General features: G+C 66.1%; 28 protein-coding genes. 18 read left to right on the forward strand and 10 right to left on the reverse strand.

Going from position 1 to position 26481, the window contains the following annotated elements; genetic code table 11:
• Positions 1-152: 152 nt before the first annotated feature.
• Positions 153-1034 carry a sugar kinase gene (locus EZM81_RS16450; protein WP_248298255.1) on the reverse strand — a complete coding sequence of 294 codons (882 nt, stop codon included), beginning with the start codon at positions 1032-1034 and terminating at the stop codon, positions 153-155.
• 296 nt (positions 1035-1330) lie between these two features.
• On the opposite strand from EZM81_RS16450, the gene EZM81_RS16455 reads away from it, so the two are divergent.
• From EZM81_RS16455 to EZM81_RS16480, 6 genes are all read left to right on the forward strand, one after another.
• Positions 1331-2176, forward strand: a complete 846-nt coding sequence (locus EZM81_RS16455; protein WP_136646478.1) for a transporter substrate-binding domain-containing protein — start codon at positions 1331-1333, stop codon at positions 2174-2176.
• Between the two features lie 61 nt (positions 2177-2237).
• Positions 2238-2900: an amino acid ABC transporter permease gene (locus EZM81_RS16460; RefSeq protein WP_136646479.1), complete on the forward strand. Its 663-nt coding sequence runs from the start codon at positions 2238-2240 to the stop codon at positions 2898-2900.
• 4 nt (positions 2901-2904) lie between these two features.
• Positions 2905-3570, forward strand: coding sequence for an amino acid ABC transporter permease (locus tag EZM81_RS16465; RefSeq protein WP_211195434.1), 666 nt, complete (start codon positions 2905-2907; stop codon positions 3568-3570).
• Positions 3571-3583: 13 nt separating this feature from the next.
• Positions 3584-4354, forward strand: coding sequence for an amino acid ABC transporter ATP-binding protein (locus EZM81_RS16470; protein WP_136646513.1), 771 nt, complete (start codon positions 3584-3586; stop codon positions 4352-4354).
• A 14-nt stretch (positions 4355-4368) separates the two neighbouring features.
• Entirely contained in the window at positions 4369-4758 is a 390-nt protein-coding gene (locus tag EZM81_RS16475) for a RidA family protein (RefSeq protein ID WP_136646481.1), read from the forward strand.
• Between the two features lie 50 nt (positions 4759-4808).
• Positions 4809-5591, forward strand: coding sequence for an IclR family transcriptional regulator (locus EZM81_RS16480; protein ID WP_136646482.1), 783 nt, complete (start codon positions 4809-4811; stop codon positions 5589-5591).
• A 500-nt stretch (positions 5592-6091) separates the two neighbouring features.
• Here EZM81_RS16480 and EZM81_RS16485 read toward each other — a convergent pair whose 3' ends face one another.
• Together EZM81_RS16485 and EZM81_RS16490 are read right to left on the reverse strand one after the other, a co-directional pair.
• Positions 6092-6943: a sugar phosphate isomerase/epimerase gene (locus EZM81_RS16485; RefSeq protein ID WP_136646483.1), complete on the reverse strand. Its 852-nt coding sequence runs from the start codon at positions 6941-6943 to the stop codon at positions 6092-6094.
• Positions 6940-7863 carry a sugar-binding transcriptional regulator gene (locus EZM81_RS16490; RefSeq protein WP_248298256.1) on the reverse strand — a complete coding sequence of 308 codons (924 nt, stop codon included), beginning with the start codon at positions 7861-7863 and terminating at the stop codon, positions 6940-6942. The genes EZM81_RS16485 and EZM81_RS16490 overlap by 4 nt, the downstream gene beginning before the upstream one ends.
• A 174-nt stretch (positions 7864-8037) precedes the next feature.
• Between EZM81_RS16490 and EZM81_RS16495 the strand changes: the two genes are divergently transcribed.
• The 10 genes from EZM81_RS16495 (at position 8038) to EZM81_RS16540 (ending at position 19068) form a co-directional block, all read left to right on the forward strand.
• On the forward strand, positions 8038-9531 hold the full coding sequence (locus tag EZM81_RS16495) for a ribulokinase (protein ID WP_136646484.1): 1494 nt from the start codon (positions 8038-8040) through the stop codon (positions 9529-9531).
• A complete protein-coding gene (locus EZM81_RS16500) occupies positions 9528-10565 on the forward strand; it encodes a thiamine pyrophosphate-dependent dehydrogenase E1 component subunit alpha (protein ID WP_136646485.1) in 1038 nt (345 codons plus the stop codon). Before EZM81_RS16495 ends, EZM81_RS16500 begins: the two co-directional genes overlap by 4 nt.
• Positions 10562-11560 carry an alpha-ketoacid dehydrogenase subunit beta gene (locus EZM81_RS16505; protein ID WP_136646486.1) on the forward strand — a complete coding sequence of 333 codons (999 nt, stop codon included), beginning with the start codon at positions 10562-10564 and terminating at the stop codon, positions 11558-11560. The genes EZM81_RS16500 and EZM81_RS16505 overlap by 4 nt, the downstream gene beginning before the upstream one ends.
• Positions 11548-12744 carry an alpha/beta fold hydrolase gene (locus EZM81_RS16510; RefSeq protein WP_211195435.1) on the forward strand — a complete coding sequence of 399 codons (1197 nt, stop codon included), beginning with the start codon at positions 11548-11550 and terminating at the stop codon, positions 12742-12744. The genes EZM81_RS16505 and EZM81_RS16510 overlap by 13 nt, the downstream gene beginning before the upstream one ends.
• A 200-nt stretch (positions 12745-12944) precedes the next feature.
• A complete protein-coding gene (locus EZM81_RS16515) occupies positions 12945-13925 on the forward strand; it encodes an autoinducer 2 ABC transporter substrate-binding protein (RefSeq protein WP_136646488.1) in 981 nt (326 codons plus the stop codon).
• A gap of 59 nt (positions 13926-13984) precedes the next feature.
• A complete protein-coding gene (locus EZM81_RS16520) occupies positions 13985-15472 on the forward strand; it encodes a sugar ABC transporter ATP-binding protein (RefSeq protein ID WP_136646489.1) in 1488 nt (495 codons plus the stop codon).
• Entirely contained in the window at positions 15469-16455 is a 987-nt protein-coding gene (locus tag EZM81_RS16525) for an ABC transporter permease (protein WP_136646490.1), read from the forward strand. Before EZM81_RS16520 ends, EZM81_RS16525 begins: the two co-directional genes overlap by 4 nt.
• Before the next feature lie 15 nt (positions 16456-16470).
• A complete protein-coding gene (locus tag EZM81_RS16530; RefSeq protein WP_136646491.1) occupies positions 16471-17448 on the forward strand; it encodes an ABC transporter permease in 978 nt (325 codons plus the stop codon).
• Between the two features lie 13 nt (positions 17449-17461).
• A complete protein-coding gene (locus EZM81_RS16535) occupies positions 17462-18463 on the forward strand; it encodes a dihydroxyacetone kinase subunit DhaK (RefSeq protein ID WP_136646492.1) in 1002 nt (333 codons plus the stop codon).
• On the forward strand, positions 18460-19068 hold the full coding sequence (locus EZM81_RS16540) for a dihydroxyacetone kinase subunit L (RefSeq protein WP_136646493.1): 609 nt from the start codon (positions 18460-18462) through the stop codon (positions 19066-19068). Before EZM81_RS16535 ends, EZM81_RS16540 begins: the two co-directional genes overlap by 4 nt.
• Before the next feature lie 36 nt (positions 19069-19104).
• Here EZM81_RS16540 and EZM81_RS16545 read toward each other — a convergent pair whose 3' ends face one another.
• The 6 genes from EZM81_RS16545 to EZM81_RS16570 form a co-directional block, all read right to left on the reverse strand.
• Entirely contained in the window at positions 19105-20166 is a 1062-nt protein-coding gene (locus EZM81_RS16545) for an aldo/keto reductase (protein WP_136646494.1), read from the reverse strand.
• 70 nt (positions 20167-20236) lie between these two features.
• Complete coding sequence (locus EZM81_RS16550) at positions 20237-20560, reverse strand: hypothetical protein (protein ID WP_136646495.1); 324 nt, start codon at positions 20558-20560, stop codon at positions 20237-20239.
• Positions 20561-20588: 28 nt separating this feature from the next.
• Entirely contained in the window at positions 20589-21152 is a 564-nt protein-coding gene (locus EZM81_RS16555; protein ID WP_136646496.1) for a dual specificity protein phosphatase family protein, read from the reverse strand.
• Positions 21149-22549 (reverse strand): HAMP domain-containing sensor histidine kinase, encoded by a 1401-nt coding sequence (locus EZM81_RS16560; protein ID WP_248298257.1) that lies wholly within the window; start codon positions 22547-22549, stop codon positions 21149-21151. The genes EZM81_RS16555 and EZM81_RS16560 overlap by 4 nt, the downstream gene beginning before the upstream one ends.
• A gap of 4 nt (positions 22550-22553) precedes the next feature.
• Positions 22554-23225: a response regulator transcription factor gene (locus EZM81_RS16565; RefSeq protein ID WP_136646497.1), complete on the reverse strand. Its 672-nt coding sequence runs from the start codon at positions 23223-23225 to the stop codon at positions 22554-22556.
• Positions 23222-23554, reverse strand: a complete 333-nt coding sequence (locus EZM81_RS16570) for a hypothetical protein (protein WP_136646498.1) — start codon at positions 23552-23554, stop codon at positions 23222-23224. The genes EZM81_RS16565 and EZM81_RS16570 overlap by 4 nt, the downstream gene beginning before the upstream one ends.
• Positions 23555-23796: 242 nt before the next feature.
• Between EZM81_RS16570 and EZM81_RS16575 the strand changes: the two genes are divergently transcribed.
• The gene (locus tag EZM81_RS16575; RefSeq protein ID WP_136646499.1) at positions 23797-24936 is read left to right on the forward strand and encodes a Do family serine endopeptidase; all 1140 of its coding nucleotides are present in this window, start codon (positions 23797-23799) and stop codon (positions 24934-24936) included.
• A gap of 43 nt (positions 24937-24979) precedes the next feature.
• Here the strand turns inward: EZM81_RS16575 and EZM81_RS16580 are convergent, their stop codons facing one another.
• The gene (locus EZM81_RS16580) at positions 24980-25603 is read right to left on the reverse strand and encodes a DUF1345 domain-containing protein (RefSeq protein WP_136646500.1); all 624 of its coding nucleotides are present in this window, start codon (positions 25601-25603) and stop codon (positions 24980-24982) included.
• Between the two features lie 220 nt (positions 25604-25823).
• Here EZM81_RS16580 and EZM81_RS16585 point away from each other — a divergent pair, with 220 nt between their 5' ends.
• Positions 25824-26456 (forward strand): PepSY domain-containing protein, encoded by a 633-nt coding sequence (locus tag EZM81_RS16585; protein WP_136646501.1) that lies wholly within the window; start codon positions 25824-25826, stop codon positions 26454-26456.
• Positions 26457-26481 lie beyond the last annotated feature (25 nt).

Consider the following 26481-nt stretch of genomic DNA (forward strand, 5'->3'; position numbering starts at 1 on the left):
AACCTTTGCTTCCGACGCTCCCAGTCGGGCACGACGTTGTTGAGGAGCGCAAAGAAGGCGGAGCCGCGATGACGCTCCGCCACATGTCAGAGCTCGTGGGTGATCATGTCGTCGATGGCGTCGACCGGCGCCTGCATGACGGCGGGATAACTCTATGGTTCGTCTCTTATGCTATGGTCGATGATCGCACCCTGCTGGCGAATTACCTGGGCCGCGACTTTGGAGGCAAAGGCCGCGGCACGGCGCGGATCGCCGTGCCGGGCCAGATGGGCCAAGAAAGAACCGTTGAAACTGTCGCCGGCGCCAGTCGTATCCACCACTGATTCGACCCGGACTGCAGGGATGTGGTCAGACAGCCCGTTGAAGCTGAGGGTAGCGCCCCTTTCTCCGTCCTTGACGACGACACGGTCGCCGCAGAGTTCGCGGTAGCGCGCAATCGTCGACTGCACGTCGGGGTCGCCGAAATACGTTGCCTCATCGTCAAAGCTCGGCAGCACAATGCTGGCAGAGCGCGCGCCCTCTGTGATGACCGCCCGCATCGTCGCAGGGTCTTCCCACAACCGGGGCCGGATGTTGGGATCGAAAGCCACCAGCTTTCCCGCATCACGTGATGCTGCGAGGCTTGCCAGAAGCGTCCGGCGGCCTGCAGCGGACAGGATTGCGAGCGTGATACCGGAGTAGAACACTATCTCCGCCTCGGAGATCGCCTGGAAAAGCCTGTCCGGGTCGTCGGCCAGAAGTCGGGCAGCCGAGGCCGAACGCCAGTAGGAAAAGCTGCGTTCGCCGTGGTCAATGTGCACCATGTAGAGCCCTACGGTGCGGTCGGCCGATTGCAGGACGTGCCGCGTTCCGACCTGCTTTTCCGCCATGAACCCGAGCATCTGGCGAGAGATGGCATCATTTCCGACCACAGAAAAAAACTCCACCTCCCAGTCGGAGCCCAGCGCCTGCCGGGCGTAATGGGCTGTATTGAAACAGTCGCCAGCAAAGCCCATGCGCAGCTGCATCGGCCCGGTGGTTAGCAGTTCCACCATGCATTCACCGATACTCAGAAACGTCCGTCTCGTCATCGCTCCAACGCCGTCGCCTAGGATGGGATCGACGGCGCGGCATCCGGTCTCCGTTTCTGCGGTGGAAGCGCAACGAGGAAGAGGATCGGCATCTGCGGCTCCGGGTAAGGATGGCCTGCGGCGGGCATTGATCGGCGCAGCCTTCGAAAAGACGCGCTTGACAAGTGATGGCCTCTCGGTCTGGATATGTCAATCCGGAACAAGGGACGTATGTCCAAAATACCGGACAAAATGATCAAAACAGCCCACAGGGAAACGCCATGATCCACCCTTTTCACGCCAGCAAGCTGGTGATCGCCACCGTCGCCGCCCTGTCCTCCGTGCCTGCCTTGGCAGAGGATGGTTCCAAGCTGGACGAAGTTCTGTCCCGTGGTTACCTGATCGTCGGCACTGGCTCGACCAATGCGCCTTGGCATTTCAAGAGCGCGGAAGACAAGCTTCAGGGCTTTGACATCGACATGGCGCATATCATCTCCAAGGCGCTGTTCGGCGATCCCGAGAAGGTCCAGTTCGTGGATCAGTCCTCGGATGCCCGCATCCCGAACATCACAACCGGCAAGGTCGATATCACCTGTCAGTTCATGACTGTCACCGGCGAGCGTGCCCAGCAGATCGCCTTCACCATTCCCTATTACCGGGAGGGCGTCGGCCTGATGATGAAGTCCGGCAGCCAATACGCCGACTACGCGGCACTGAAGGCTGCAGGGTCAGCAGTCACCATCGCAGTACTACAGAACGTTTATGCCGAAGAAATGGTTCACGCGGCTCTGCCCGATGCCACGGTTGACCAGTACGAATCCGTCGACCTGATGTATCAGGCGCTGAATTCCGACCGCGCGGATGCGGCCGCCACGGACCAGTCGTCGATCGCGTGGCACATGAACCAGAACCCCGGCCTCTACAAGGATGCCGGTTATGGCTGGAACCCGCAATCCTACGCCTGTGGCGTAAAGCGGGGCGATCAGGACTGGCTGAACTTCGTGAACACCGCCCTTCACGAAGCGATGACCGGGGTCGAATTCGACTTCTATGCCAACTCTTTCAAGACGTGGTTCGGCAAGGATCTGGCCCCGCCGCAGATCGGCTTCCCGGTCGAGTTCCAGTAACCCTCCCGGATCGGGGCCGATCCGCGCCCCGATCCACCCTTCCTCTGGCAGCGGAGCCGTCATGGGGTATGTTCTGAATTTCGGCGCGGTGTGGCGCAGTCTCGATGCCTTGTTGCTTGGGCTTGCTCTTAGTCTCGGGCTTGCGGTGGTCGCGATTGTGATCGGCGCCGTCATCGGGCTTGTGAGTGCCTTCACGATGACGTCTGGGCCGCGCGCTTTGAGGGCGATCGCGGCGGGATATGTGACGTTCATCCGTAACACACCGATCTTGGTGCTGGTGCTTTTCGCCTATTTCGCGCTGCCGCAACTGGGCATCAAACTGGGCAAGATCGAAAGCTTCGTCACGGTTCTTGCCCTTTATTCCGGCGCCTACCTTACCGAAGTGTTCCGCGCGGGTCTGGTGTCCATACCCAGGGGCCTGACCGAAGCAGGCCTGGCTGTCGGCCTGACCCCGAACCAGATCCGGATATCGATTATCCTGCCGCTCATGCTGCGCAACGCGCTGCCCTCTTTGTCCTCGACGATGATCTCGCTGTTCAAGGATACCTCGCTGGCCGCAGCGATCTCGGTTCCGGAACTAACCTTTGCGGCCAAGAAGATAAATGTCGAAAGCTTCCGGATCGTAGAAACCTGGCTGGTGACCTCGGGGCTTTATGTTGCCACCTGCATGCTGCTTGCCGCCATCCTGCGCGGGGTCGAGCGCCGCATGGCGTTGCCGAGGTGATGCAGTGACCGAACTTGCCACCTTCTTCGAACAGCTCTGGATCGCGCGGTTCGTGATCCTGAGCGGACTTGGCACCACGGTATCTATCTCGCTGCTGTCGATCGTCGGCGGGTCGGTTCTGGGTGTGCTCGTAGGGCTGTCACTGGTCTACGGCCCACGTCTGCTGAAGCTGGTCGTGCGGCTTTACACGGACATCATCCGCGGCACACCCGTTCTGGTGCTTGTGCTGGCCAGCTACTATGTTTCTGCGGCAGTAGGAGTGAACCTTGGGCCGTTTCAGGCTGGCGTGTTGGCCTTGGCAGTCTTCTGCTCCTCGCATGTCGGCGAAATCGTGCGCGGCGGGTTGCAGGCACTGCCGCGCGGCCAGACCGAAGCCGCCCAAGCGATCGGTCTGACCTTCCGCCAGACATTTCTATATGTGCTGTGGCCGCAGGCGCTGCGCCAGATCCTGCCGGCATGGGTCAACACCGCCGCCGAGATGGTAAAGGCTTCCACACTTCTGTCGGTGATCGGCGTGTTGGAATTGCTGTTGCGCACGCAAGAGGTCATCTCGCGCACCTTCATGAGCCTGGAGTTCTACTTTGTCGCCGGGTTCCTCTACTTCATCGTCAATTTTGGCATCGAGAGGCTTGGCAAATACGTCGAGCGCAAGATCGCCTATACGTCCTGAGGAGGCGGACCCGATGGGCAAAAAGATCCTTGAGATCAAGGGACTGCGCAAATCCTACGGCCCGGTCGAGGTGCTGAAGGGTGTCGACTACAGCGTGAATGAAGGTGAGGTCATCTCCATCATCGGATCGTCGGGGTCGGGCAAGACGACGCTGCTGCGTTGCGTGAACATGCTGGAGGAATTCCAGGGTGGCGAGATCCGCCTCGACGGGCAAGAGATCGGCTATCATACGCAAGGTGGCGTGCGCCGCCGCAAGAACGAAAAGGAGATTGCTGCCCAACGCGCGCTGACCGGCATGGCCTTCCAGCAGTTCAACCTGTTCCCGCATATGACGGCGGCCGAGAACGTGATGCTCGGACTGGTAAAGGTCAAGAAGATCAGCCGTTCCGAGGCCCGCGCCCTGGCTGAAAACTGGCTCGCCCGGGTCGGTCTGGCCTCACGGGCCGACCACTACCCAGGGCAATTGTCAGGCGGCCAGCAGCAGCGGGTGGCTATTGCCCGCGCCATCGCCATGGCGCCGCGACTCATGCTGTTCGATGAGGTGACTTCCGCGCTCGATCCGGAGCTTGTGGGTGAAGTTCTTCAGGTGATAAAGGGACTGGCGGCAGAAGGCATGACGATGCTGATTGTCACGCATGAGATGCGCTTTGCCTTCGAGGTTTCGTCCCGGGTCATCTTCATGAACGAAGGGGTCGTCTGCGAAGAAGGCGACCCTAGGGAAATCTTCTTGCGGCCCGGGACAGAGCGGCTGCGGGAATTCCTGAAAGGCACTGGTTTCAATTGAGGAAGTGAGGACACATGTCTATCAAGCGTTTCGGAACCGGCAGCGTCGGCGCCGGCGGCCAGCCATTACCCTTTGCCCGGGCCGTACAAGCCAACGGCTGGCTTCACGTTTCGGGACAGGTCGCGATGGAAAACGGTGAAATCATCGCCGGTGGCATCATCCCCGAAAGTCGCAAGGCGATCGAGAACCTGATCGCCATCCTCAACGAGGCCGGCTACGGGCTTGAGGACGTTGTCCGCGTCGGCGTCTGGCTTGACGATCCACGCGATTTCTGGACCTTCAACAAGATTTACGCCGAGTATTTCGGCAAGAATCCACCGGCGCGCGCTTGCGTCCAGTCACGGATGATGGTGGATTGCAAGGTCGAAGTGGATTGTGTGGCCTATCGCGCGGACCGTGACTGACACGGGCGCTCGCGGCAGGGCACACGGCGCCGATCAGCCGGAGGAAAGGCATGGAGGATCAATCGATCGCTAGGCGGACAAGAGGGCTTGACCGAGCCTTCGACATCCTAGAGTTCCTCCGCACGCGTCGGCAACCGCTGCGTCCCAACGAGATCGCCCAGGAAATCGGGGCACCGCGGTCTTCTGTCTATGATCTGGTGAACCTCCTGCTCGCCCACGGGATGCTGGACTATCAGGGTGGCGACGGTCGGGTATTTCTTGGCCGAAAACTGTATTTCCTGGGGATGGCCTATGCCGACCGGTTCGACCTGATGCGCGAGTGCGAGGGCCTGTTGGTCAGGCTGGCCGAGGTCACGCGCGAGACGGCACAGATGTGCCTGATGGAGGGCAACAAGTACACCGTCGCAATGATGCGCGAAGGCGTGCGCCCTTTCCGCATATCCTCGGCAATTGGAGAACTGGTTCCGCTGCCCTGGACCGCCTCTGGGCGGCTTCTTGTGTCGCATCTGTCCGACGCCGACATCCTCTCGCTCATTCCGCCAGAGGACTTCATCCTCCCGGACGGACGGCGGCTTGACCCGGGAATATTCCTGGCTCAGGTTCGCCAAGCGGCGGCCGACGGCTATTTCACGTTCAACAGCGAAGTCGAAAATTTTACCCATTGCTTCTCGGCGCCCGTCTACCGGGCCGACGCAACCTGCATAGCCACTCTCTGCCTCGTCACACCTCGAGACGACGGACTGAAGAACCGGGAGAGGTACCTTGTCAGCCTGGTCGGTGCCGCGGAGGAATTATCAGAAAAGATGGGCTACGCGACAGCACGACGGGCGTGACACCCTTGCGACGAAAGCTCCTTCGGTGATGGTGCCCGTATCAACCGGGGTACGACCATGGAACTTTAGTGGCCGTCTTGAGCATCATTGCACTCCGTTGCATAAATCCTCGGGGAATCATTCCTGTTGATCCAGCTTTTCAACCGGCCTGTATGCGCAGAGCCAACGAGGTGATTTTGCGCCAACTCTTATTTGGCAGTGTCCGACGGCGTGGTTGAGGATGTGGCCTCCTGATACATGGTCCAGAGCCTTGCGCCGGCCATAAGGGGGGCGGCGAGGTCGTTTTGCCCTGTCTTTTCGTATCGTCTGGCGATCTTTCCGAAGTCCCTGCGCGTGGTCGCACACCCCTGCACAGTCGCAAAGCAAGCGGAAGACGGCCGCCCCTTCACATGGCGGTTGAAGGCGCGCGCGGGTTTGGCGGTGCCAAGACGACCTTTTACGAAGATGTATCCCACGGTTCCTTCGAAGCTGGTGACCCTTCCAACCGTGGGATCCGACATTCATGACCTGAGCCGATACTGCCGCGCCTTGTTGCGCAGGAAGGGCAGGCCGCGCTCCAGCACCACGTCGCGGCTTTCGGCGACCGGGCGCCAGACCGACAGGCCGAAGGACACCTCGGGCGGCATGTCGATGAAGCTTTCCATCGCCAGCCCGCCCGCGAACCCCACCGCCTGCAAAGCGCCGAAGACCTCGTCCCAGCGGACGTTGCCTTCCCCCGGCGTGCCGCGGTCGCTTTCGGAGAGGTGGATATACCGCAGGTGCGGTCCGGCATCGAGGATGCCCAGCGCCATGCCGCGCTCCTCGATGTTCATGTGGTAGGTGTCGAGGTGGATGAAGATGTTCTCCGCCCCCACCTTCTCGATCATCTGCACGGCCTGCCAGCCGGTGTTGAGGATATGGTTCTCGTAGCGGTTCACGGGCTCGATCCCGAAGGCGATCCCGTGCTTGCGGGCGTGGGCGGCGGCGGCGGCGAGGACCCGGGCCACGTTGTCGCGTTCGGCCTCGGTCGGCGGCTGGCCGCTGCGTTCGCCGATGCCGCCATAGGTGACGCCGGTCAGCGCCTGTGCCCCGATCGCGGCGCATTGGTCGAGCGCATGGCGCAGGAAGGCGATGGCAGCCTCGGGGTCGGAGGAAGCGCGCTTGCCCTCGGGCAGGCCCAGCGAGCAGACGGCGGGCATTTCTTCACGCTCCAGCAGGGCGCGGGAATGGGCGGTGTCCACCTTGTCCGGCGACAGAAGCGCGATCTCGATGAAGTCGAAGCCCAGGGCCTTGCAGGCGCTGACCGCGCGCTCGGCGCCGGGCCGGTCCCAGGCCATCGTCCACATCGAGGTATGGACGCCAAATCCCTTCATGCTGCTTCCTCCTGCAACAGTGCCCGCGCAAGGGGCTCATCCACGATCAGCCGGTTTACGAAACCCGCCGCCAGCACGGCGCGCAGCGCGGCAGCCTTGCCCGCGCCGGACGACAGCACGACCACGTCCGACCGATGCAGGTCGTCGAGGTCGATCGAGGGCGCGCGCAGGTTCAGTTCGGTCGGGGCGAGGCTGCCGTCGGCGGCGAAGAACTTGCCGGTGGTATCGGCCACGGCGCCCACGGCGATCAGCCCTGCGGCCTCGTCCGGGGTCAGGATGCCGCTGGATTGCAAGAGCGCCTCGCGGGTGCATTCGCCCACCGAGATCACCATGTATTCGGCCGCCCGCGCCGCCTCCAGCGCCTCGCGCACCAGGCGCTGGCCGCGGATCAGCGCGGCATCCTCAGGCGTGTCGGCCAGGAAGGGGGCAGGCAGAAAGACCGCCCGCGCCCCGGTCAGCGCGGCCAGGCGCACGCAGACATCGAAGGGCGAGGTGGCCGAGGTATGCGTCATCGACCCCATCAACGACACGAAGCAGAGATCGGGGTTGCGCAGGCCGGTCAGCGCATCGGCCATCGCCGCCACGGTGCGCCCCCATCCCATGCCGATGGTCAGCCGCCCCTCGCGGCCGATCCGTGCCAGCCACCCGGCGGCCATCTGCCCGACCGCGCGCCGCCCCGCGGCGGGATCCTCGCCGGCATCGGGGGCCACCATCGCCTCGGTCAGGCCAAAGCGTTCCATCAGCCGGTCGGCAAGCGCGAGGGTGCCGGTGGTGCCGTGTTCGATGCTGATGCGGACGAGGCCCAGGTCGCGCGCGTCCTGCAACAGCCGCAGCACCTTGAAACGCGACAGGCCCATGCGGCGGCTGACCTCTTCCTGGCTCATCTGGCCGATGTGGTAGAGCCAGGTCGCCTGGACCATGTCGTCCGTTTCCCTGCCGCCCGCCGACATGCGCGCACCGCCCTCCGCTCCCGGCCGTTCCGCCGGCATCTAGCCACTTGACGCAGTCCTTCGTCAATGGCTATCAACAAATGTGCAATTGCTGCACAGAGTTGCAGATGCAGCATTGCAGATGCAGAAACCAGGGCGCAAGGCATGACCTATGTCATCGGCATCGATGGGGGGACAGAGTCGCTTCGGGCGCATGTCTTCGACCTGTCCGGCCGGTCGCGTGGGGTGGGCAAGGGGGCCTATGCCACGGCCTTTCCGCAGCCCGGACAGGCCGAGCAGAACCCCGACGACTGGTGGCACGCGGCCGGCGTGGCCGTGCGCGAGGCGATGGCGGCGGCGGGTGTGACGCTGGACCAGGTCTCGGGTCTGGCCTGCGACACGACCTCGTGCACGGTGGTGGCGCTGGATGCCGAGGGGCGCGCCCTGCGTCCCTGCCTTCTGTGGATGGACGTCCGCGCGCACCACGAGGCGGCCGAGGTCGCGGCCTGCGGCGACCCGGCCTTGCGGGTGAACGGCGGCGGCGCGGGGCCGGTCAGCCCGGAATGGATGATCCCCAAGGCGCTGTGGATCAAGCGCCATCAGCCCGACCTCTGGGCGCGGGCCGCGATGGTGGGGGAATATCAGGACTATCTGACGCTGCGGCTGACCGGGCGCTGGGTCGCCTCGCTGAACAATGTCACGATGCGCTGGCATTATCAGACCGACCACGGCGGCTGGCCGCTGTCGATGCTGGAGCGTCTGGGCCTGTCTGACCTGAAAGACCGCTGGCCAGCCGAGATCGTCGCACCGGGCCAGGTGATCGGCCCCTTGACCGAGGCCGCCGCGCGGCATCTCGGCCTGCGGGCGGGGCTGCCGGTGGTGCAGGGCGGGGCGGATGCCTTTATCGGGATGATCGGCCTTGGCGTCACGCGGCCAGGGGATCTGGCGCTGATCACCGGTTCGTCGCACCTGCAACTGGGGGTGGCGGAACGCCCGGTCCACGTGCCGGGCATCTGGGGCACCTACATGGACTGCGTCTATCCGGGCCTGCCGATCATCGAGGGCGGCCAGACCTCGACCGGGTCGGTCATCGCCTGGTTCAAGCGCAACTTTGCTGAACATCTGGACTTCGACACGCTGAACGCCCAGGCCGCGGCCCTGCCGCCGGGGGCCGAGGGGCTGCTGGCCGTCGATCATTTCCAGGGCAACCGGACGCCGCATACCGATGCGCTGGCGCGGGGAGCGATCACGGGGCTCAGCCTGAAACACACGCCGGCGCATGTCTACCGGGCGCTGGTCGAGTCGGTCTGCTTCGGCACTCGCGCCATCGTCGAAGCCTTCGGCTCGGCCTTCACCGCGCGGCGGATCGTGGTGGCGGGCGGCGCGACCCGGTCGCCCTTCTGGCTGCAGGTCCATGCCGACACGCTGGGCCTGGCGCTGGAGCTGACCGAACAGCCCGAGGCCCCCGCGCTCGGCTCGGCGATCCTGGCGGCGGTCGGGGCGGGGCATTTCCCCTCGATCGACGCGGCCTGTGCCGCGATGGTGCGCACCGCGCGGCGGGTCGAGCCCGACATGGATGCCCATGCCGCCTATGGCCCGATCTACGACCGTTACCGCGCGGCCTATGCCGCACTGAAACCCCTGCGAGCCCCCGAATGAACGCCCCCGTGCAGACGGCCAACACCGGCGCCCTGTCGCGCTATCGCATGATGCGGCGCATCCGGTCCTTTGAGGAGCGGGTGGGAGAGCTGTTCCTGAAGGGTGGCAGCGCGGGGTCGATGCTGCACCTGTCGATCGGCGAAGAAGCCGTGGTTGGCCTGACTGATGCGATGCGCGAGGGCGACAGCTTCACCACCCACCACCGCGGCCATGGCGTGTTCCTGGGCCGCGGTGCCGATCCGAAGCGCATGATGTCCGAGATCGCCGGGAAAGAAGACGGCTATTGTCGGGGCAAGGGCGGGTCGATGCACATCGCCGACCGGGCGCTGGGGCATCTCGGCGCCAATGCCATCGTGGGCGGCGGCATCCCGCATGTCGTGGGCGCGGGTCTGACCTACCGCAACCGGGGCGAGGGGCAGATCTCGGTCGCCTTCTTCGGCGATGGTGCGATGAGCCAGGGGATCCTCTACGAATCGATGAACATGGCGGCACTCTGGCGCCTGCCGGTGATCTTCTGCTGCATCAACAACCAGTATGGCATGGGCACGCGGGTGGACCGGTCCGCCGGGAACCGGGACTTCCCGGCGCGGGCGGCGGCCTTCGGTCTGGCCGCGTCGCGGGCCGATGGCGCCGATGTCGAGGCGGTGCACGATGCTGCCCGCGCGCTCGTCGCCGATGCGCGGCAGGGTCGGCCGGGGTTCCTGGAGATCGACGCCTACCGCTTCTACGGCCATGCCCGGATGGACAAGTCGCCCTATCGCACGGCCGAGGAAGAGGCCGAGGGCCGCCAGCGCGACCCCGTAGCCCGGGCGCGGGCGCGGCTGCTGGCCGAGGGCCTGGCCCCCGAGGCCGACCTTGCCCGGATCGACGCCGAGGCGGGCGTCGAGATGGACGCGGCCCTTGCCCATGCGCTTGCGGCCACGGCCCCGGCGCTGACGACGATGTTCGAGGATGTCTATGCCCCGGGCACGCCCGCCCCCCGCCCGCAGGCCCGCAGGCTGGCCGCAGTCCTGGCCGAGGAGGCACGCGCATGACCGAGACGACCTATCGCGAAGCGATCCGCCAGGCGCTGCTGGATGCGATGGAGGCCGACCCTTCGGTCATCCTGATGGGCGAGGAGGTCGGGCTTTACGGCGGCGCCTATGGCGTGACCAAGGGGCTGATCGACCTCTTTGGCGCGGACCGGGTGATCGACACGCCGATTTCCGAACCCGCGATCATCGGCGCGGCGATCGGCGCGGCGATGACCGGTCTGCGCCCGGTGGCGGAACTGATGTATGTGGACTTCGCTGGCATGGCGATGGACCAGATCGCCAACCAGGCCGCGAAAAGCCGCTACATGTTCGGCGGCCAGATCGGCGTGCCAATGGTGCTGCGGACACAAGGCGGCACGGGCCGGTCGGCGGCCGCCCAGCACAGCCAGAGCCTCGAGGCCTGGATCATGCATGTCCCCGGCCTGCGGCTGGTGATGCCCGCCACGGTGAACGACGCCTATCACCTGCTGCGCGGCGCGCTTGAACAGCCCGACCCGGTGGTGGTGATCGAACACAAGGGGCTTTACACGCTGAAGGGCGAGCTTGACCCCGCCCGCCCCGATGCGCCTTGGGGCCAGCCCGTCACGCGGCGCAAGGGCCGCGATCTGGTGATCCTGACCTACAGCCGGATGCTGCACGAAACCCTCGCCGCCGCCGAGCGTTTGGCCGCCGCCGGGGTCGAGGCCGAGGTCATCGACCTGCGCTGCCTGAACCCGCTGGACGAGGCGCCCTTGGTCGAAGCCCTGCGCCGCACCGGTCGGGCCATGGTGGTGACCGAGGCCGTGGTGACCGGCTCGGTCGCCTCGGAAATCGCCGCGCGGCTGGGCGAGTTGTGCTTCGACTGGCTGGAAGAGCCGATCCTGCGCCTTGGCGGCGAGGACATCCCGATCCCGGTCTCGCCGCCGTTGGAACGCGGCTCGATCCCCTCGGCCGACCTGATCCATGACACGGCCCTGTGGCTGGTGACACGAAAGGCTCCGCCATGGGCGGCGTGACGCTGACCCTGCCGCGCCTGGGCGAGACCATGGAGGAGGCCCGGGTCACCGCCTGGCTGGTGGCGCCGGGCTCGGCCTACCGGCGCGGCGACGTGCTGATGGAGGTCGAGACCGACAAGACCGTGGTCGAGGTGCCTGCGATGGCCGATGGTGTGCTGGTCGCGCAGCTGGTGGCCGAGGGCGAGACGGTCGCGCTGGACCAGCCCTTCGCCGAGGTCGAGGAAGCGGGTGCCCAGGCCCCGGCGACCGGGGCCGCGCCGACCCGGGAGGTGCAACCCGAGACCCCGGCCGCGCCGGCCGTGGCGGTGCCGGTCGCGGAAGGACATGCCGGGCTGCGCGCCAGTCCGGCGGCGCGCGCGGCTGCACGGCGCGGCGGGGTGGACCTGACACTGGTGCCGGGCACCGGCCGCAACGGGCGTATCACGGCCGAGGACGTGCGCGGGCAGGGTGGCATATCGGGCAGGGCGGGAACGGTTGTCCTGCTGCACGGCCTTTTCGACAGCGCGCGCGGCTGGCGCGACCTGCCGCAGAGGCTGGCGCGCGCGGGAATGGCGGTGCACGCCCCCGATCTTCCCGGCCATGGCCTTTCCACCGACCGCGCCGAAACGGTCGAGGCGATGGCGGACCTGATCCTGCCCGGCCTGCCCGCCGGGCGCATCGCGCTTGTCGGGCATTCGCTGGGCGGCCTGCTTGCCGTCCGGCTGGCACAGCGTCTGGGGCCGCGGATCGCGCGGCTGGTGCTGATCGCCCCGGCCGGGGTCGGAGCTCGGATCAATGCCGATTTCCTGGACGGGATGCTGGCGGCCGAAACACCCGCCGCGCTGGCGCGGGCCTTGTCGCTTCTGGACGCGGGACCGATGAGCGACAGCCTGCTGGCCGAAGAGCTTTCCCGGCTGCAATCCCGCCGCGAGGCTCTGGGCCACCTTGTCCGGCGGCTTGCGCATCAGGGGATGCAGCAGATCGACATGACGGCCGATCTCGAGCGGCTCGCCCCGCCCATCAGCGTGATCTGGGGTACCGCCGACCGCATCTTGGACTGGCAGTCGGTCGCAGGGCTTCCGGCACATGTGGCCATCCACCTGGTCCGCGGGGCCGGCCATCTGCCGCATCTGGTGGCGCCTGGGCTTGTGACCGGGCTTCTGGAACCGGAAAATGCATCAATCGCAAGGGGGGGCAGATCCTGACCGGAAAGCGGCAGACTGACATGGCCCTGTCCGGGATCGCAATGGTCCGCGGGCCAAGCGCGTTTCGCGCAACCTGCTGGTGCGAAACAAGGAAATATCGCCTCGACATGATCAAGGCGGTTGGAAAGGCGGCACAAGCCGCTTAGGTTGGTGGAAAACGTCAATCACACAGGCCCGCGTGGCCGCAAAGGGAGGAAGACATGAAACTGACGAAGACCGTTGCAATCCTGGCCGCCTCGGCCTCGATGGCGGCCATGCCCGCGATGGCGCAGGATGCCAAGAAGATTGCCACCGTGGTCAAGATCGCCGGCATCCAGTGGTTCAACCGCATGGAGGAAGGCGTCAAGCAGTTCGCGGCCGATACCGGCAACGATGCGTTCCAGGTCGGGCCGGCGCAGGCCGACCCGCAGCAGCAGGCTGCGCTGATCGAGGACATGATCGCCCAGGGGGTCAACGCGCTCGCCGTGGTGCCGATGAGCCCCGAGGCGCTGGAACCCGTGCTGAAGCGGGCCATGGATGCCGGCATCACCGTGATCACCCACGAGGCCGCAAGCCAGCAGAACACGAACTACGACCTCGAAGCCTTCGTGAACGAGGACTTCGGCGCCAACCTGATGGAGCAACTGGCCAAGTGCATGGGCGGCGAAGGCGAATATGCGGTGTTCGTGGGTTCGCTGACCAGCCAGACCCACAACCAGTGGGTGGACGGCGCCATAGCCTACCAGAAGGCGAACTATCCGAACATGACCCTTGTGGGCGACAAGAACGAGACCTTCGACGACCAGCAGAAGGCCTATGAGAAGGCCCAGGAAGTGCTGCGCGCCTATCCCAACATCAAGGGCATGCAGGGTTCGGCCTCGACCGACGTGGCAGGCATCGGTCTTGCCATCGAGGAGCGCGGCCTTGCCGACAAGACCTGCGTCTTCGGCACCTCGCTGCCGTCGATCGCCGGACAGTATCTGGAAACCGGTGCGGTGGACGGCATCGGCTTCTGGGATCCGTCGGTTGCGGGCTACGCCATGAACAAGCTGGCCGTGATGGTGATGAACGGAGAAAGCGTGACCGACGGCATGGACCTCGGCCTGCCGGGCTATGAGAAGGTCAAGCTGGACGGCAAGGTCATCTACGGTCAGGCTTGGGTCAACGTGAACAAGGACAACATGGCCGACTATCCGTTCTGATCGGGCCTCAAAGCCAGCGGGGGGCCGTGCGGCCCCCCGAACCCGATGGAAGGAAAGCCATGTCGGAACCGCTCGTCGCGCTTTCGGGCGTGACCAAGACTTATGCCGGAATCACGGCCCTGTCGGACGTGGGGTTCACCATCGCCGCGGGCGAGGCGGTGTGTCTGGCCGGGGAAAACGGGTCAGGCAAATCGACCCTGATCAAGATCCTCGCCGGGGTGGAACGCCCCGACCGGGGAACAATTGCCTTTTCCGGGCAGGTCCAGGGGCCCTTGACGCCCCGCGCCTCGACCGAGGCGGGGATCAAGGTGATCTTCCAGGACTTCAGCCTGTTTCCGAATCTGACCGTGGCCGAGAACATCGCCTTCTCGGCCGAGCTGGGCGAAGGCGTGCGGCTGGTGCGCCGCGCCCGGATGCTTAAACTGGCGCGGGCGACGCTGGAGCGCATCGGGGTGGACATTCCGCTGGGCGCGGTGGTGGAAACCCTGTCGGTCGCACACAAGCAGCTGGTGGCCATCGCCCGGGCGCTGGCGACCGAGGCCCGGCTCATCATCATGGACGAACCCACCACCGCCCTGACCGAACGCGAGGTGCGGGGGCTTCTGACCATCATCCGTCGGCTCAAGGCCGATGGGGTGGCCGTCCTGTTCGTCAGCCACAAGCTGGCCGAGGTGCTGGAGGTCTGCGAGCAGGTCGTGGTCCTGCGCAACGGCCAGAAGGTCGCCGAAGGCCCGGCGAATGACTTCGACGCGGCCAGCCTGACGCGGCACATGACGGGCCGCGACGTGGCGGAAGAGCCGCCCGCGCCACTGCCTGCCGACGCCCCGATGCTGCTGCAGGTGCAGGGCCTGTCCAAGGCCGGGGCGTTCGAGGACGTGAGTTTCAACTTGCACTCGGGCGAGGTGCTGGGGGTTTCGGGCCTGCTCGGCTCGGGCCGGACGGCGCTGGCCAAGGCGCTCTTCGGTCTGGTCGCGCCCGAGGCGGGCCGCATCACGCTGGACGGGCGCGAGGTGCCGGGCGGCGATCCGATCGCTGCAGCGGCGGCAGGCATCGGCTATGTCCCCGAGGACCGGCTGACCGAGGGCCTGTTCCTGACGCAAAGCATCGTGCAGAACATCGCCATCGGCCGGCTGGATGCCCATGCCCGGATGGGCGGGGTGCTGGACCTTCCCGGCCTTCTAAATGAGGCGCGCAACTGGCTGGTGCGGCTGAAGGTCAAGGCGCCCGATCCCGATGCCCCGGTCCGCTCGCTGTCGGGCGGGAACCAGCAGCGGGTGGTTCTGGCGCGCTGGATGGCGCGCAGCCCGCGCGTGCTGATCCTGAACGGGCCGAGCGTCGGCGTCGATGTCGGCTCCAAGGCGGAAATCCACGGCATCATAGCGGAACTCGCGGCACAGGGGCTGGGGGTCATCGTCATCTCGGATGACCTGCCGGAGCTTCTGGCCACCTGCCACCGCATCCTGGTCATGAAGGGCGGCCGGATGGTCGAGGACATTCCCGGCGGCAGCGTGGACGAGACCGAACTTGCGCACAGGCTGGCGTCATGAAGATCGACTGGACCCGCAACGAAACACTTGTCGCGCTGGTGATCTTGGCCTTCTGCCTGCTGGCGGCGCTGTCCGACCCCGGTTTCCTGTCGATCGCCACGCTGACCGACTTGCTGCGCGGCGGGATCGTGCTGGGCATCTTCGCGGTGGCTGCGATGCTGGTGCTGATCTCGGGCGGGATCGACGTGAGCTTCACCGCCATCGCCGCCTTCACCATGTATGTCACCGCCATGGTGCTGAACGCGGCCCTGCCCTGGATGCCCTGGTGGGCGGCGCTGGGCTTCGGCATGGCGGTAGGCGCCTGCCTTGGCGCGATCAACGGAATCCTGATCGCAGGCTTCGGCCTGCCCACCCTGATCGTGACGCTGGGCACGCTGTCGATCTTCCGCGGCTTCATGCTGACCTTCATCGGGCAGAAGCAGATCACGACCCTTCCCCCCGGCATGCGGGAATTCGGGCGGATGATGCTGATACGGGGCGAGAACGCCGACGGGTCGTTCTACAACCTGCACGGCGCCTTCGTGGTCACGGTGCTGGTCATCGTCATCACCTGGTTCCTGTTGCAGCGCACGATGCTGGGCCGGCAGATCTATGCCATCGGCGGGTCGGTCGAAAGCGCCCGGCGCATCGGGATCAACGTGAAGGGTGTGCAGTTCTTCATCTATGTCTATGTGGGCATGCTGGCGGGGTTGGCCGGGGTGATCCATGCCAGCATGGCGCGCGTTGCCAACCCCTTCGACCTGGTCGGGCTGGAGCTTTCGGTGATTGCCGCCGTAGTGCTGGGCGGGGCGCGGCTTGCCGGCGGGCACGGCACGCTGACCGGAACGGTCCTGGGTGTCGCGCTGATCGTGCTGGTGCGCAACAGCCTGATCGTGCTGGGCATCCCGACCACCTGGCAATCGGTGACCATCGGCATCCTGATCCTTGTGGGAACCGGTCTGCCCGCCTGGCAGGCCAAGCGCGCCGCCGCGCGCGCGGCGTGAGGAGGACCCTTGAAGATGCGCCAGAACCTCTTGCAACGACTGGTCTCCAGCCCCGAGGGGCGGCTTGCGGTCATCGCCGTGGCCGTCTTCCTGGCCATGGCGGCGCTGTCGCCTGACCGCTTTCTCAGCTGGCAGAACCTGACCTCTATGGCCTTCCAGTTCCCCGAATTCGCGATCCTCGCGCTGGCGATGACGCTGACGATGCTGACCGGGGGCATCGATCTTTCGGTGGTGGGCATCGCCAACCTTTCGGCTATCGTTGCCGCGCTGATCATGACGCGACTGACCGGATCGTCGGACGGGACGACGGTGGTTCTGCTTGCCCTCTCTGCCGCGATAGCGGTGGGGATGGCGGCGGGGCTGTTCAACGGGTTGCTTGTCGCAAAGCTCGGCCTGCCGGCCATTCTTGCCACGCTCGGTTCGGGGCTGATCTTCACCGGCTTTGCCATTGCCCTGACCGGGGGGTCGGCGGTGATGGGCCTGCCCGCCGCCGCCGCCTGGATCGGCAATGCGACGATCCTTGGCATCCCCACGCCGCTGATCCTGTTCGCCCTCTTGGCGGGGGGGCTGTCGCTGATCCTGACCCGCACCGCCTTCGGGGTGAAGGTCCGCATGTTCGGTGCCAATCCCCTGGCCGCGCGCTTTGCCGCCATGGACATCGACGCGATGCTGATAAAGGTCTATGTCGCCTCGGGCGCGCTGGCAGCCACCGCCGGCATGGTGGTGATGAGCCGGGCGAACTCGGCCAAGGCGGATTACGGGTCGAGCTATCTGCTCCTCGCCGTGCTGATCGCCATTCTGGGCGGGGTGAACCCGTATGGCGGCTATGGCAGGATCATCGGGGTGGTGCTGGCGGTGCTGTCGATGCAGTTCCTGTCCTCGGGGCTGAACATGGTCGGCGTGTCCAACTTCGCGCGCGAGCTGATCTGGGGCAGCCTGCTGATTTTCGTGATGATCGTGAACACCTGGCGGCCCGCAGGGCGCCGCAGCTGACCGGAGGCAGACCATGAAGAAGATACTGAACAACCCCGCCGATTACGTTGACGAGATGCTGAAAGGCCTGACGGCAGCGCATCCCGAATTCTACCGCCTGGTAGGAGAGACGAAGCGCGCCGTGGCCCGCGCCACCCCCGGCAAGGCGGGCAAGGTCGGGATCGTCTCGGGCGGCGGATCGGGGCACCTGCCGGTCTTTACCGGCTATGTCGGCCCCGGCCTTCTGGACGCCTGCGCCATCGGTGACGTCTTCGCCAGCCCCTCGGCCGAGCAGATGGCCGACGCGATCCGCGCCGCCGATCAGGGCGCGGGCGTGCTGCGCCTTTACGGCAACTACGGCGGCGACATCATGAACTTCGACATGGCCGGTGACCTGGTGGACTTTGACGGCATCCGCTGCACCACCGTGGTCCTGGCCGACGACGTGGCCAGCGCGCCGCCGGCCGAGGCCGCCAAGCGTCGGGGTGTGGCAGGCATGGTCTATGCCTTCAAGATTGCCGGCGCCGCGGCCGAGGCGGGGCATGACCTCGACGAAGTGACCCGCATCGCGCAGAAGGCCGCCGATGCCTGCCGCTCGGTCGGTGCGGCGCTGTCGCCCTGCACGGTGCCGCAGGCGGGCAAACCCACCTTCACCATCGGCGAGGACGAGATGGAGATGGGCATGGGCATCCATGGCGAGCCCGGCGTCTGGCGCGACAAGCTGCGCCCCGCCGATGCCATCGCGGGCGAGATGATGGACCGCCTCTTGGCCGACATGCCGGTGGGCAAGGGCGACCGCGTCTCGGTCATGGTCAACAGTCTGGGCGCCACGCCGCCGGAAGAGCTGTACATCCTTTACCGGACAGTGAAGGCGCGGCTGGAAGGCGCGGGGGCAAGCATCGTCATGCCGCTGGTCGGCCGCTATGCCACCAGCATGGAGATGGCCGGCGTCTCCTTCACCCTGTGCAAGCTGGACGACGAGCTGGAGGGCTTCCTCAAGGCCCCGTGCGACTGCGCGTTCTGGAGCGTGAAATGACCCTAACCGTGGCCGATCTGCGCGCAGCGATCGACCGGCTGGTTGATGCCATGGCGCGGGATTTCGACATGCTGAACAGCGCCGACGGGGCGCTTGGCGACGGCGATTTGGGGGTCACGCTGACGCGCGGCACCAAGGCCATGCAGGAGGCCGCTCCCGGCCTGCCTGACGACCTTGGCCAAGCGCTTCTGGCCTGCGCGCAGGCCTTCACGCGAACCTCGGGGTCGTCCTACGGCACGCTGATGGCGACCGGGCTGATGAGCATGGCCAAGGCGCTGAAGGGCCGGACAGGGGTGGAGGCGTCCGAGGTCTCGGCCCTGATCGCGGGCGCGCGTGATGCGATGCAGGCGCGCGGCAAGGCGGAACTGGGCGGCAAGACCGTACTCGACAGCCTCGACGCGATGGCGCAGGCAACGGCCGGCCTGACCGATCCGGCGGCGGTTGCGGCGGCGGCGGCGGATGCCGCGGCCCGCGCCCAGGCAGCCTTAAAGGACAAACCCGCAACTGTGGGCCGGGCGCGCATCTTCGGGGAAAAGACCATCGGGATGGACGATCCGGGCATGATCGCCATGACCGCGATCGCCGCCGCCCTCGCGGGGCGCTGAAATGGAAACGGGGCGGGAAATCCCGCCCCGTCTGTCTTACCACGCCGGCGGCTCGTTGCCTTCGTGCAGCACCCAGTCGGCAGGCGAGAAGCGCGCCCGGGCGAACTGGCCCTGATGCCAGTAGGGGTAGAGCAGCGGCGGCTTCGAGACCTCGTTCAGCCGGGCCATATCCGCCTCGGTCAGCTTCAGCGACACGGCGGCCAGGCTGTCCTTGAACTGAGCCTCGTTCCGGCCGCCGACGATCAGGCTGGCCACGGTGGGCCGGGTCAAAAGCCAGGCGAGCGCCACCTGAGCGGCAGAAACGCCGTGCGCCTGCCCCACATCGACCAGCACCTCGACGATGTCCCAGAGCCGTTCGACATCGCGGATCGGCGGTTCGGTCCAGCCGGCGGCCTGCCGGCTGCCGTCGGGCACCGGACGGCCCCGGCGGTGCTTGCCGGTCAGAAGCCCGCCCGCAAGCGGCGACCAGACCATCGTCCCCAGCCCCTGATCCAGGCCCAGGGGCAGAAGCTCGTATTCGGCCTCGCGCGCCTCGATCGTGTAATGGATCTGCTGGGTAACGAACCGGGCGCGGCGGTCGCGGTCCGCGGCCATCAGCGACTTGGCGATGTGCCAGCCGGAATAGTTGGAACATCCCGCATAGCGGATCTTGCCGTCCTGGATCAGCCGGTCCAGCGCGGCCATCTTTTCCTCGACCGGCGTGGTGCCGTCCCATTCGTGGATGAAGTAGATATCGATGTGGTCGGTCCGCAGCCGTTTCAGGCTTTTCTCGCATTCGCGGATCAGGTGGTGGCGGCTGGTGCCTTCGTCGTTCGGGCCGTCGCCCACGCGCATCCGCGCCTTGGAGGTGACCAGCACGCGGTCGCGGCGGCCCTCCAGCACCTCGCCCAGGATCTCTTCGGCCACGCCCATCGAATACATGTTGGCGCAGTCGAAGGTATTGACCCCGTGATCGAGGCAGAGATCCACCAGCCGCCGGGCGTCATCGACCCCCTGATTGCCGACACGGCCGAACGGGCCGACCCCGCCAAAGGTGAAGGTGCCCATCGCGATTGCAGAAACCTTCAGGCCCGAGCGTCCAAGCGTGCGGTATTCCATGATATTCTCTCCCCTTGACGACACAATGCTGCGACGGCCCGGCAAACGCAAGGCAGCCGGGCACATTCAGTCATCGATTTCTTGCGAGGTGCGTCAGCAGGTTACCGCGACGAAGACAGACTGGATACAGGCGATGATTGGAAGTCGCGTTCACCTTGACCGACATCATCGAGGTGCCATCCGCGCGCGGAATCAGGATCGGCGCGGATGGCAAGGGTGCCCGGCGGGGCAAAGCTTTTGTCCAGCGCCGGTCGCGGAACGTCCAATACCACATCTTTCTGCGAACCTGCACCCGCGTCTGGGAAGCCCGCGCCGGGATCAGGCGATGTCCAGGCTTCGACACCAGCTGATGGCAGGCCGATGCGTCGATGGTGAAAAGGTCAAGCCGGATCAACTTCTGCCAGAGTTGTAGTGGCCCGTTCCTAGATGGCCCACCAGTTTTCCATCCTCTCCCAGCTTGCGTCCATCGGCAAGGCGGCCGACAGCACGGGAACCGAGAAGTGCCCGTATCGGATCGACAGTTGCTGTTCTGCCATTTCCTCGTCGATCCTGCCCAGCATCGCCCGATAGACGACCGAGGCAAGTCCGGTCCGGTCCGCGCCGGAACGGCAATGGATCAGAAGCGGCTTCGGGGCATCGCGCAGTGTGGCCAGCAGAGTTTCTGCCTGATCGCGTGTCAATTCACGCCCGGCCGAGAGCGGCAGGTCGATCAGCGTCAGGCCCAAGTCGGTAACGGCCTTGCGTTCGGCCTTGTACCAGTCGGCCGCCGGTTGGGCCCCGCGCAGGTTCAGAACCGCGCGGATGCCATGGTCGCGCACATAGGCCGCCAGCCGTTCGGGTGTGGGCTGGTTCGAGCGGTAGACCTCGCCGGCAACGACGATCGCGAAGTTGCCGCGCCATTGCTGCCAGCCGAGATGGCCGCCAAGGGTCAGGATGCAAGCAAGGGCAAGGGCCGAAAGGCGCTGCACGATCCGAAGGTGTTTCATCGGGCCGGGGCCTTGGTCGCGCAGGCGGCGGGATCGGGGAAGGTCAGTCGCACCCGCAGACCGGGGGCGTCGTCAGCCAGGGTCAGGTCCGCACCGTGGACTTGGGCGATGGCATCGACCAGCGCCAGGCCAAGGCCATGGCCGGGCGTGGTGCGCGACCGTTCCAGGCGGTAGAGGCGGCGGCGCACCTTGTTGCGTTCCGCCTCGGGGATGCCGGGGCCGTTGTCGGCCACGGTCAGCACCACCCGGCCCGCTTGCCGCGCAAGCGAGATGTCGATGCGCGAGCCCGCCGGCGTATGCCGCAGCGCGTTCTCGATCAGGTTGGCCACTGCCTGGCCCAGGAGGTTGCGGTCGCCGGTGACCAGCACCGGACCCTCGGGCAGGGGGGCCAGACGCAGTTCGTGGCCGGAATCCTCGGCCGCGGGTTCGTAGATCTCGGTAAAGGTGCGCAGGACGGCTGCCAGATCGACTGAGGCAAAACGGGCCTTGGGGCTTCCGCCCTCGATCTGTGCGATCTGCAGAAGCGACTGGAACACGGCCACGGCGCGGTTGGCCTCTTGCGCGGCGCGGGCCGCCAGGTCGGCCTCGGGGCCGTCTTCAGGCAGGCGGTCGCGCAGGTCGGCAAGCATCAGGGCCAGGCGCTGGACCGGAGTCTTGAGGTCATGCGCGATGTCGGCCGAGACTTGGCGCAATGCGGCAGTTGCGGCCTCCTGCGCCTCGGCCATGCGGTCGATGCCGATGCCGATGCGCGACAGGTCGTCGCCACGGTCCGACCCGCCGACCCTAGCGGTCAGATCGCCCTCTGCAAGGCGCCCCAGTGCGGTTTCTATGCGTGTGACCCGCCGTGCGGATGCGGCGGCCAGCCAGACCCCCGAAGCCAGCGACAGAAGGATCGTGGGCACCAGGCTCAGGGCCACCAGATCGAGGAAGGTCTCCCGCAGTTCCTTCGTGGGCTCCAGGCTTTCCGCGACGACCAGAAGCCCGCCTGCCATCGGCACGATCCGGTGTTCGTAGCCGTCGATGCCCAGCTTGCGCCCGCCTTCCAGTGGCATCAGACGAACTTCCGTGCCCCTGATCTCGGCCCGGGCATTGCCGACGCTGGAACCGTCCGGGGCAATGAACACGAAGATCCGGCTTTCCGGATCGGCCGCCACGGCCTCGGCCGCGACCAGCGCGGCAAGCGCGGCCGGGTTGTCGGTCACGCGAAAGCCCGCAACATGCTGGTCAAGCGTTGCAGAAATCTGTTCGACAAGATTGCCGCGGATCTGCACATAGGCCACCCCCAGCGTCGCCACACTGACCAGTGAAAACAGTGCAACCAACCCCAGCGCCAGCCGGACGGGGGTGGATCGGGCCACACGTATGGCCCCGGCAAACAGCGCTGTGGGGGTGGCCACGGCGCTAGCCCTCGATCTTGTAGCCCGCGCCGCGGACGGTTTTCAGAAGTTCCCGGTCGAAGGGCTTGTCGATCTTCGACCGCAGCCGGCTGATATGGGTTTCCACCACGTTGGTCTGGGGATCGAAGCTGATGTCCCAGACCGCCTCCAGAAGCATGGTGCGCGTTTGGACCCGGCCCTCGCGGCGCAGCAGATGCTCAAGCAATGCGAACTCGCGGGGCAGAAGGTCGATCTCGACGCCCGCGCGCGTCACCTTGCGGCGGATCAGGTCAATCGTCAGGTCGCCCGCGGTCAGCACCGTTTCCTGCGCCGCCGGCTGTGGTCGGCGGGCCAGCGCATGAATGCGCGCCGACAACTCGCCGAAGGCGAAGGGTTTCACCAGATAGTCGTCGCCGCCCGCCTGTAGGCCCTCGATCCGGTCGTCCACCCCGCCCACGGCGGTCAGGAAGATCGCGGGAGTGGCGACCTTTGCCGCGCGCAGCGCCTTGACCAGCGACAGCCCGTCAAGACCCGGCAGCATCCGGTCCACCACCATCACGTCATAGCCACCCGACATTGCCTGAGCCAGCGCCTCGCGTCCGTCGGCAAGGTGATCAACGACGTGGCCCTCTTGCCGCAGGCCACCCACGATGTAGTCGGCCGTGGTCCGGTCGTCCTCGATCACCAGTAGTTTCATGCTGCGGTCCATGCGGGATACGCGCCTGTGCTGGCGTGCCTTTCCTGTCTATCCCGAAAGGGCCATGCGCGAAAGCCGCCGCGCTGGGTAGTTCCGTCGGTCAGACAGTCTGCGACATGCGCAGGCGGGTTGGGTGCCATTGTCAGCCGTTGCCTGCAGCCCCTTGCTCCATCCGACGCGTCGGCACTTTCTGCAAGCCGCAACCCCAGCATCAGAAGCCTGCCGGCCACCACACCCATCGCGGAGGCAAGCAAGCAGAATCCCAGGCCCCCGGCCACCGCCAGCAGGAACAGGCCGCGCGCGCCCCGGATCTTCAGTTTGCGGATCAACCTTCGTCTCCTCGGTTTTCAGGTTTCGAGGAACGGGAAATGCAGGCGCCAGCCGACAGGGTGCTGGCCGGCAGATTACAAATCCGCAATCTCTTTCCTGTGAACCGCGGTGAGGCGATTGCGAGGAAGATTGCGCATTTGCAATGCGGGCGAGGTTTCCCTGCAAACATGGCCAACGATCTTGGCAGCATCGACAGCCCCGGTCAAAGGATGATGCGGGGCGAAAGCCAGGAGAAACTGACATGCAGACACGACCCGATTTCCGCCGCTGGCCCGCGCTTATGCTGGGCGCGCTGATGGGGGCGACCGCCGTGGGTGCACTTGCCCCGACCGTTACCCCCGCCCAGGCCTATTCAGTGCAGCCCGGCGGCTATGCCGACCTGGTCGCGCGCGTCTCGCCCGCTGTCGTCTATATCGAGGTGACCAAGAAGGCCGATGCCGCAGATTTCAACCCCGCCGACCTGCCGCCAGGCTTCGAGGATTTCGCCCGCCGTTTCGGTATGCCGATGCCCGGCCAGCCTTTCGGACCGCAGGGTGAGGCGCCGCAGATGCAGGGCGTGGGCACGGGCTTCATCATCTCTGCCTCGGGCGACATCGTGACGAACAACCATGTCGTGGATGGCTCCGAAACGGTCACAGTCAAGCTGGCGGACGGCACCAGCCTGGATGCCAAGGTGGTGGGAACCGATCCTGCGACCGACCTTGCCCTGATCCGGGTCGAGGCGGGCCACGATCTACCCTTCGTCGAATGGGGCGATAGTGCCAGCCTGCGCGTGGGCCAGGACGTGGTGGCGATCGGCAACCCCTTTGGCCTGGGCAACACGGTGACGGCCGGCATCGTCTCGGCGCTGGGCCGCGACATCGGCTCAGGACCCTTCGACAACTACATCCAGACCGACGCCGCCATCAACCGAGGTAACTCGGGCGGGCCGCTGTTCGATGCCGAGGGCCGCGTGGTGGGGATCAACACCGCGATCGTCTCGCCCAGCGGCGGGTCGGTCGGGATCGGCTTCGCCGTCCCGTCAGAGACCGCGAAGGCCGTGATCGCCGATCTTGGCGGCGACGGAAAGGTAGAGCGCGGCTGGCTGGGCGTCTCGATCCAGCCGGTAACGGAAGATATCGCTGCGGCGCTGGGGCTGGATGCCGCCAAGGGGGCGCTGATCGTGGATGTCAACGCTGACACCCCGGCAGCCAGGGCCGGACTGAAGCGCGGCGATGTGGTGACGGCGGTCGATGGCCATGTGGTGGACAGCCCGCGTGATCTGACCCGGCTGATCGCCACCGCCAAGCCCGGCGCCGAGGTGAAGCTCGACTTCCTGCGCGCCGGCAAGCCGACCGAGCTGGCCGTCACCTTGGGGCAGCGCGGTGATCAGCCTGCCTGATCGGTCTCAAGACCAATGCTGTAACCGGCCTCGCTCTCGGGCGTCAAAGCACGCCCGAGAGCACGTTTATGGTCATGGCCAGCACGCCGAGATTGAAGAAGAAGGCGAACAGGCCGTGCAGCGTGACCACCCGCCGGATCGTTCGCGACGAGATGTCGAGGTCGGCCGTCTGGCAGGTCATGCCGATCACGAAGGCGAAATAGACAAAATCCGCGAAAACCGGTTTTCCGCCTTCGGGAAAGAGGATCCCGCCTGCATCGCCCGCATCGACCTGGTCGTAGTAGAGATGCGCATAGTGGAAGGCATAGACCAGGTTCGAGAACAGCCAGGCCAGCACCAGCGTTCCCGCGACGATGGCGAAATCCGTGCTGGTCAGGTGGCTGCGCCCCTCGATCATCCGCCCCAGCGCAAGCAGGATCGCCGCCAGCGCCGCCGCCGCTGTCAGCATCAGCAAAATCCGCCCGCCGTCGTCGCGCGCCGCGCGGGCACGGGCGTCCTCGGGGTTGTCCACCGCCCATAGGGGCAGGGCCAGCGCGATAAACACGGCAGCGGCAAGGTCGAAGCCCAGGATCGTCGCTTCCTCGATCGGAAAGAAGAAGGAACCGGCCGAGGTGACCGCGACGAATACTGCAAGAAAGGCCAGGAAGCGGGGGTGAGAAAGGGTCATGTCGCCAACGCCGCGGAAGTGGCTCCCGGCCTGCTCGTCCGAGAGGCAGGAGGACGACATTCGTCTGGCGGGTCATGGGCCATGATCTACAAATCGATGATATTTCGACATTTTCTATAATGGCAGATTTTCAACGCAGGTGAAAGGCGCTTGCGATGCGCGATCTCCAGATTGGCGTCATGGCAGCGACGGTCGCTGCCAGAAGCAAAAGGAGAAGACCATGCAACCCAAACCGAAATCCCGATTTGCAAGGCTGATGACGGCGACGCTCGCCGGATCCATCGCGCTCGGCGGTATTGCCGCCACGGTGGCGCGGGCCGAAACCGGTGGCAAGCAGGCCACCAGCTTGAAGGCGCTTGCTGGGGCCAGGCTGACGCTGGCGGACGCCATCCGCGTGGCGGAGGCTGCGGGCCAGGGTATCGTGACCGGCGCCGAGTTCAAGGTGACGAAGGACGGGACCTGTTTCGACGTGACCGAGCAGAGCGGCCCGACCGAGATCGACCACCGCATCGACCCGATGACCGGCGCGATCCTCGCCAGCACCCCGGACAACGAGAAGCCCGAATCGGACGGCGACAGCGATACCTCCGAGGCGAACGAACTCGCCGCGATCCAGGGGGCGAAGACCGGCCTCCTTCAGGCCATCTCGGGTGCCGAGGCGCAGGGGGGCAAGGTGCTCTCGGCCGAGTTCGAGCATGAGGACGGCGCGCTCGGAATCGAGCTGAAGCTCGCCGATGCCTCGGGCAAGGTGGCCGAGATGATGGTGGATGCCGCGACCGGGAAGGTGATGGTCGGCGACCAGGACCACAACGGCGGCGAGGACGGCGAAAGCGGCGAGCAGCAGGCAGGCTGAGCCGCAATCCTGCGCCCCGCACCGC

Origin of the sequence: Tabrizicola sp. YIM 78059 (assembly GCF_004959785.1) — a bacterium.
GTDB classification, from domain to species: domain Bacteria; phylum Pseudomonadota; class Alphaproteobacteria; order Rhodobacterales; family Rhodobacteraceae; genus Tabrizicola; species Tabrizicola caldifontis.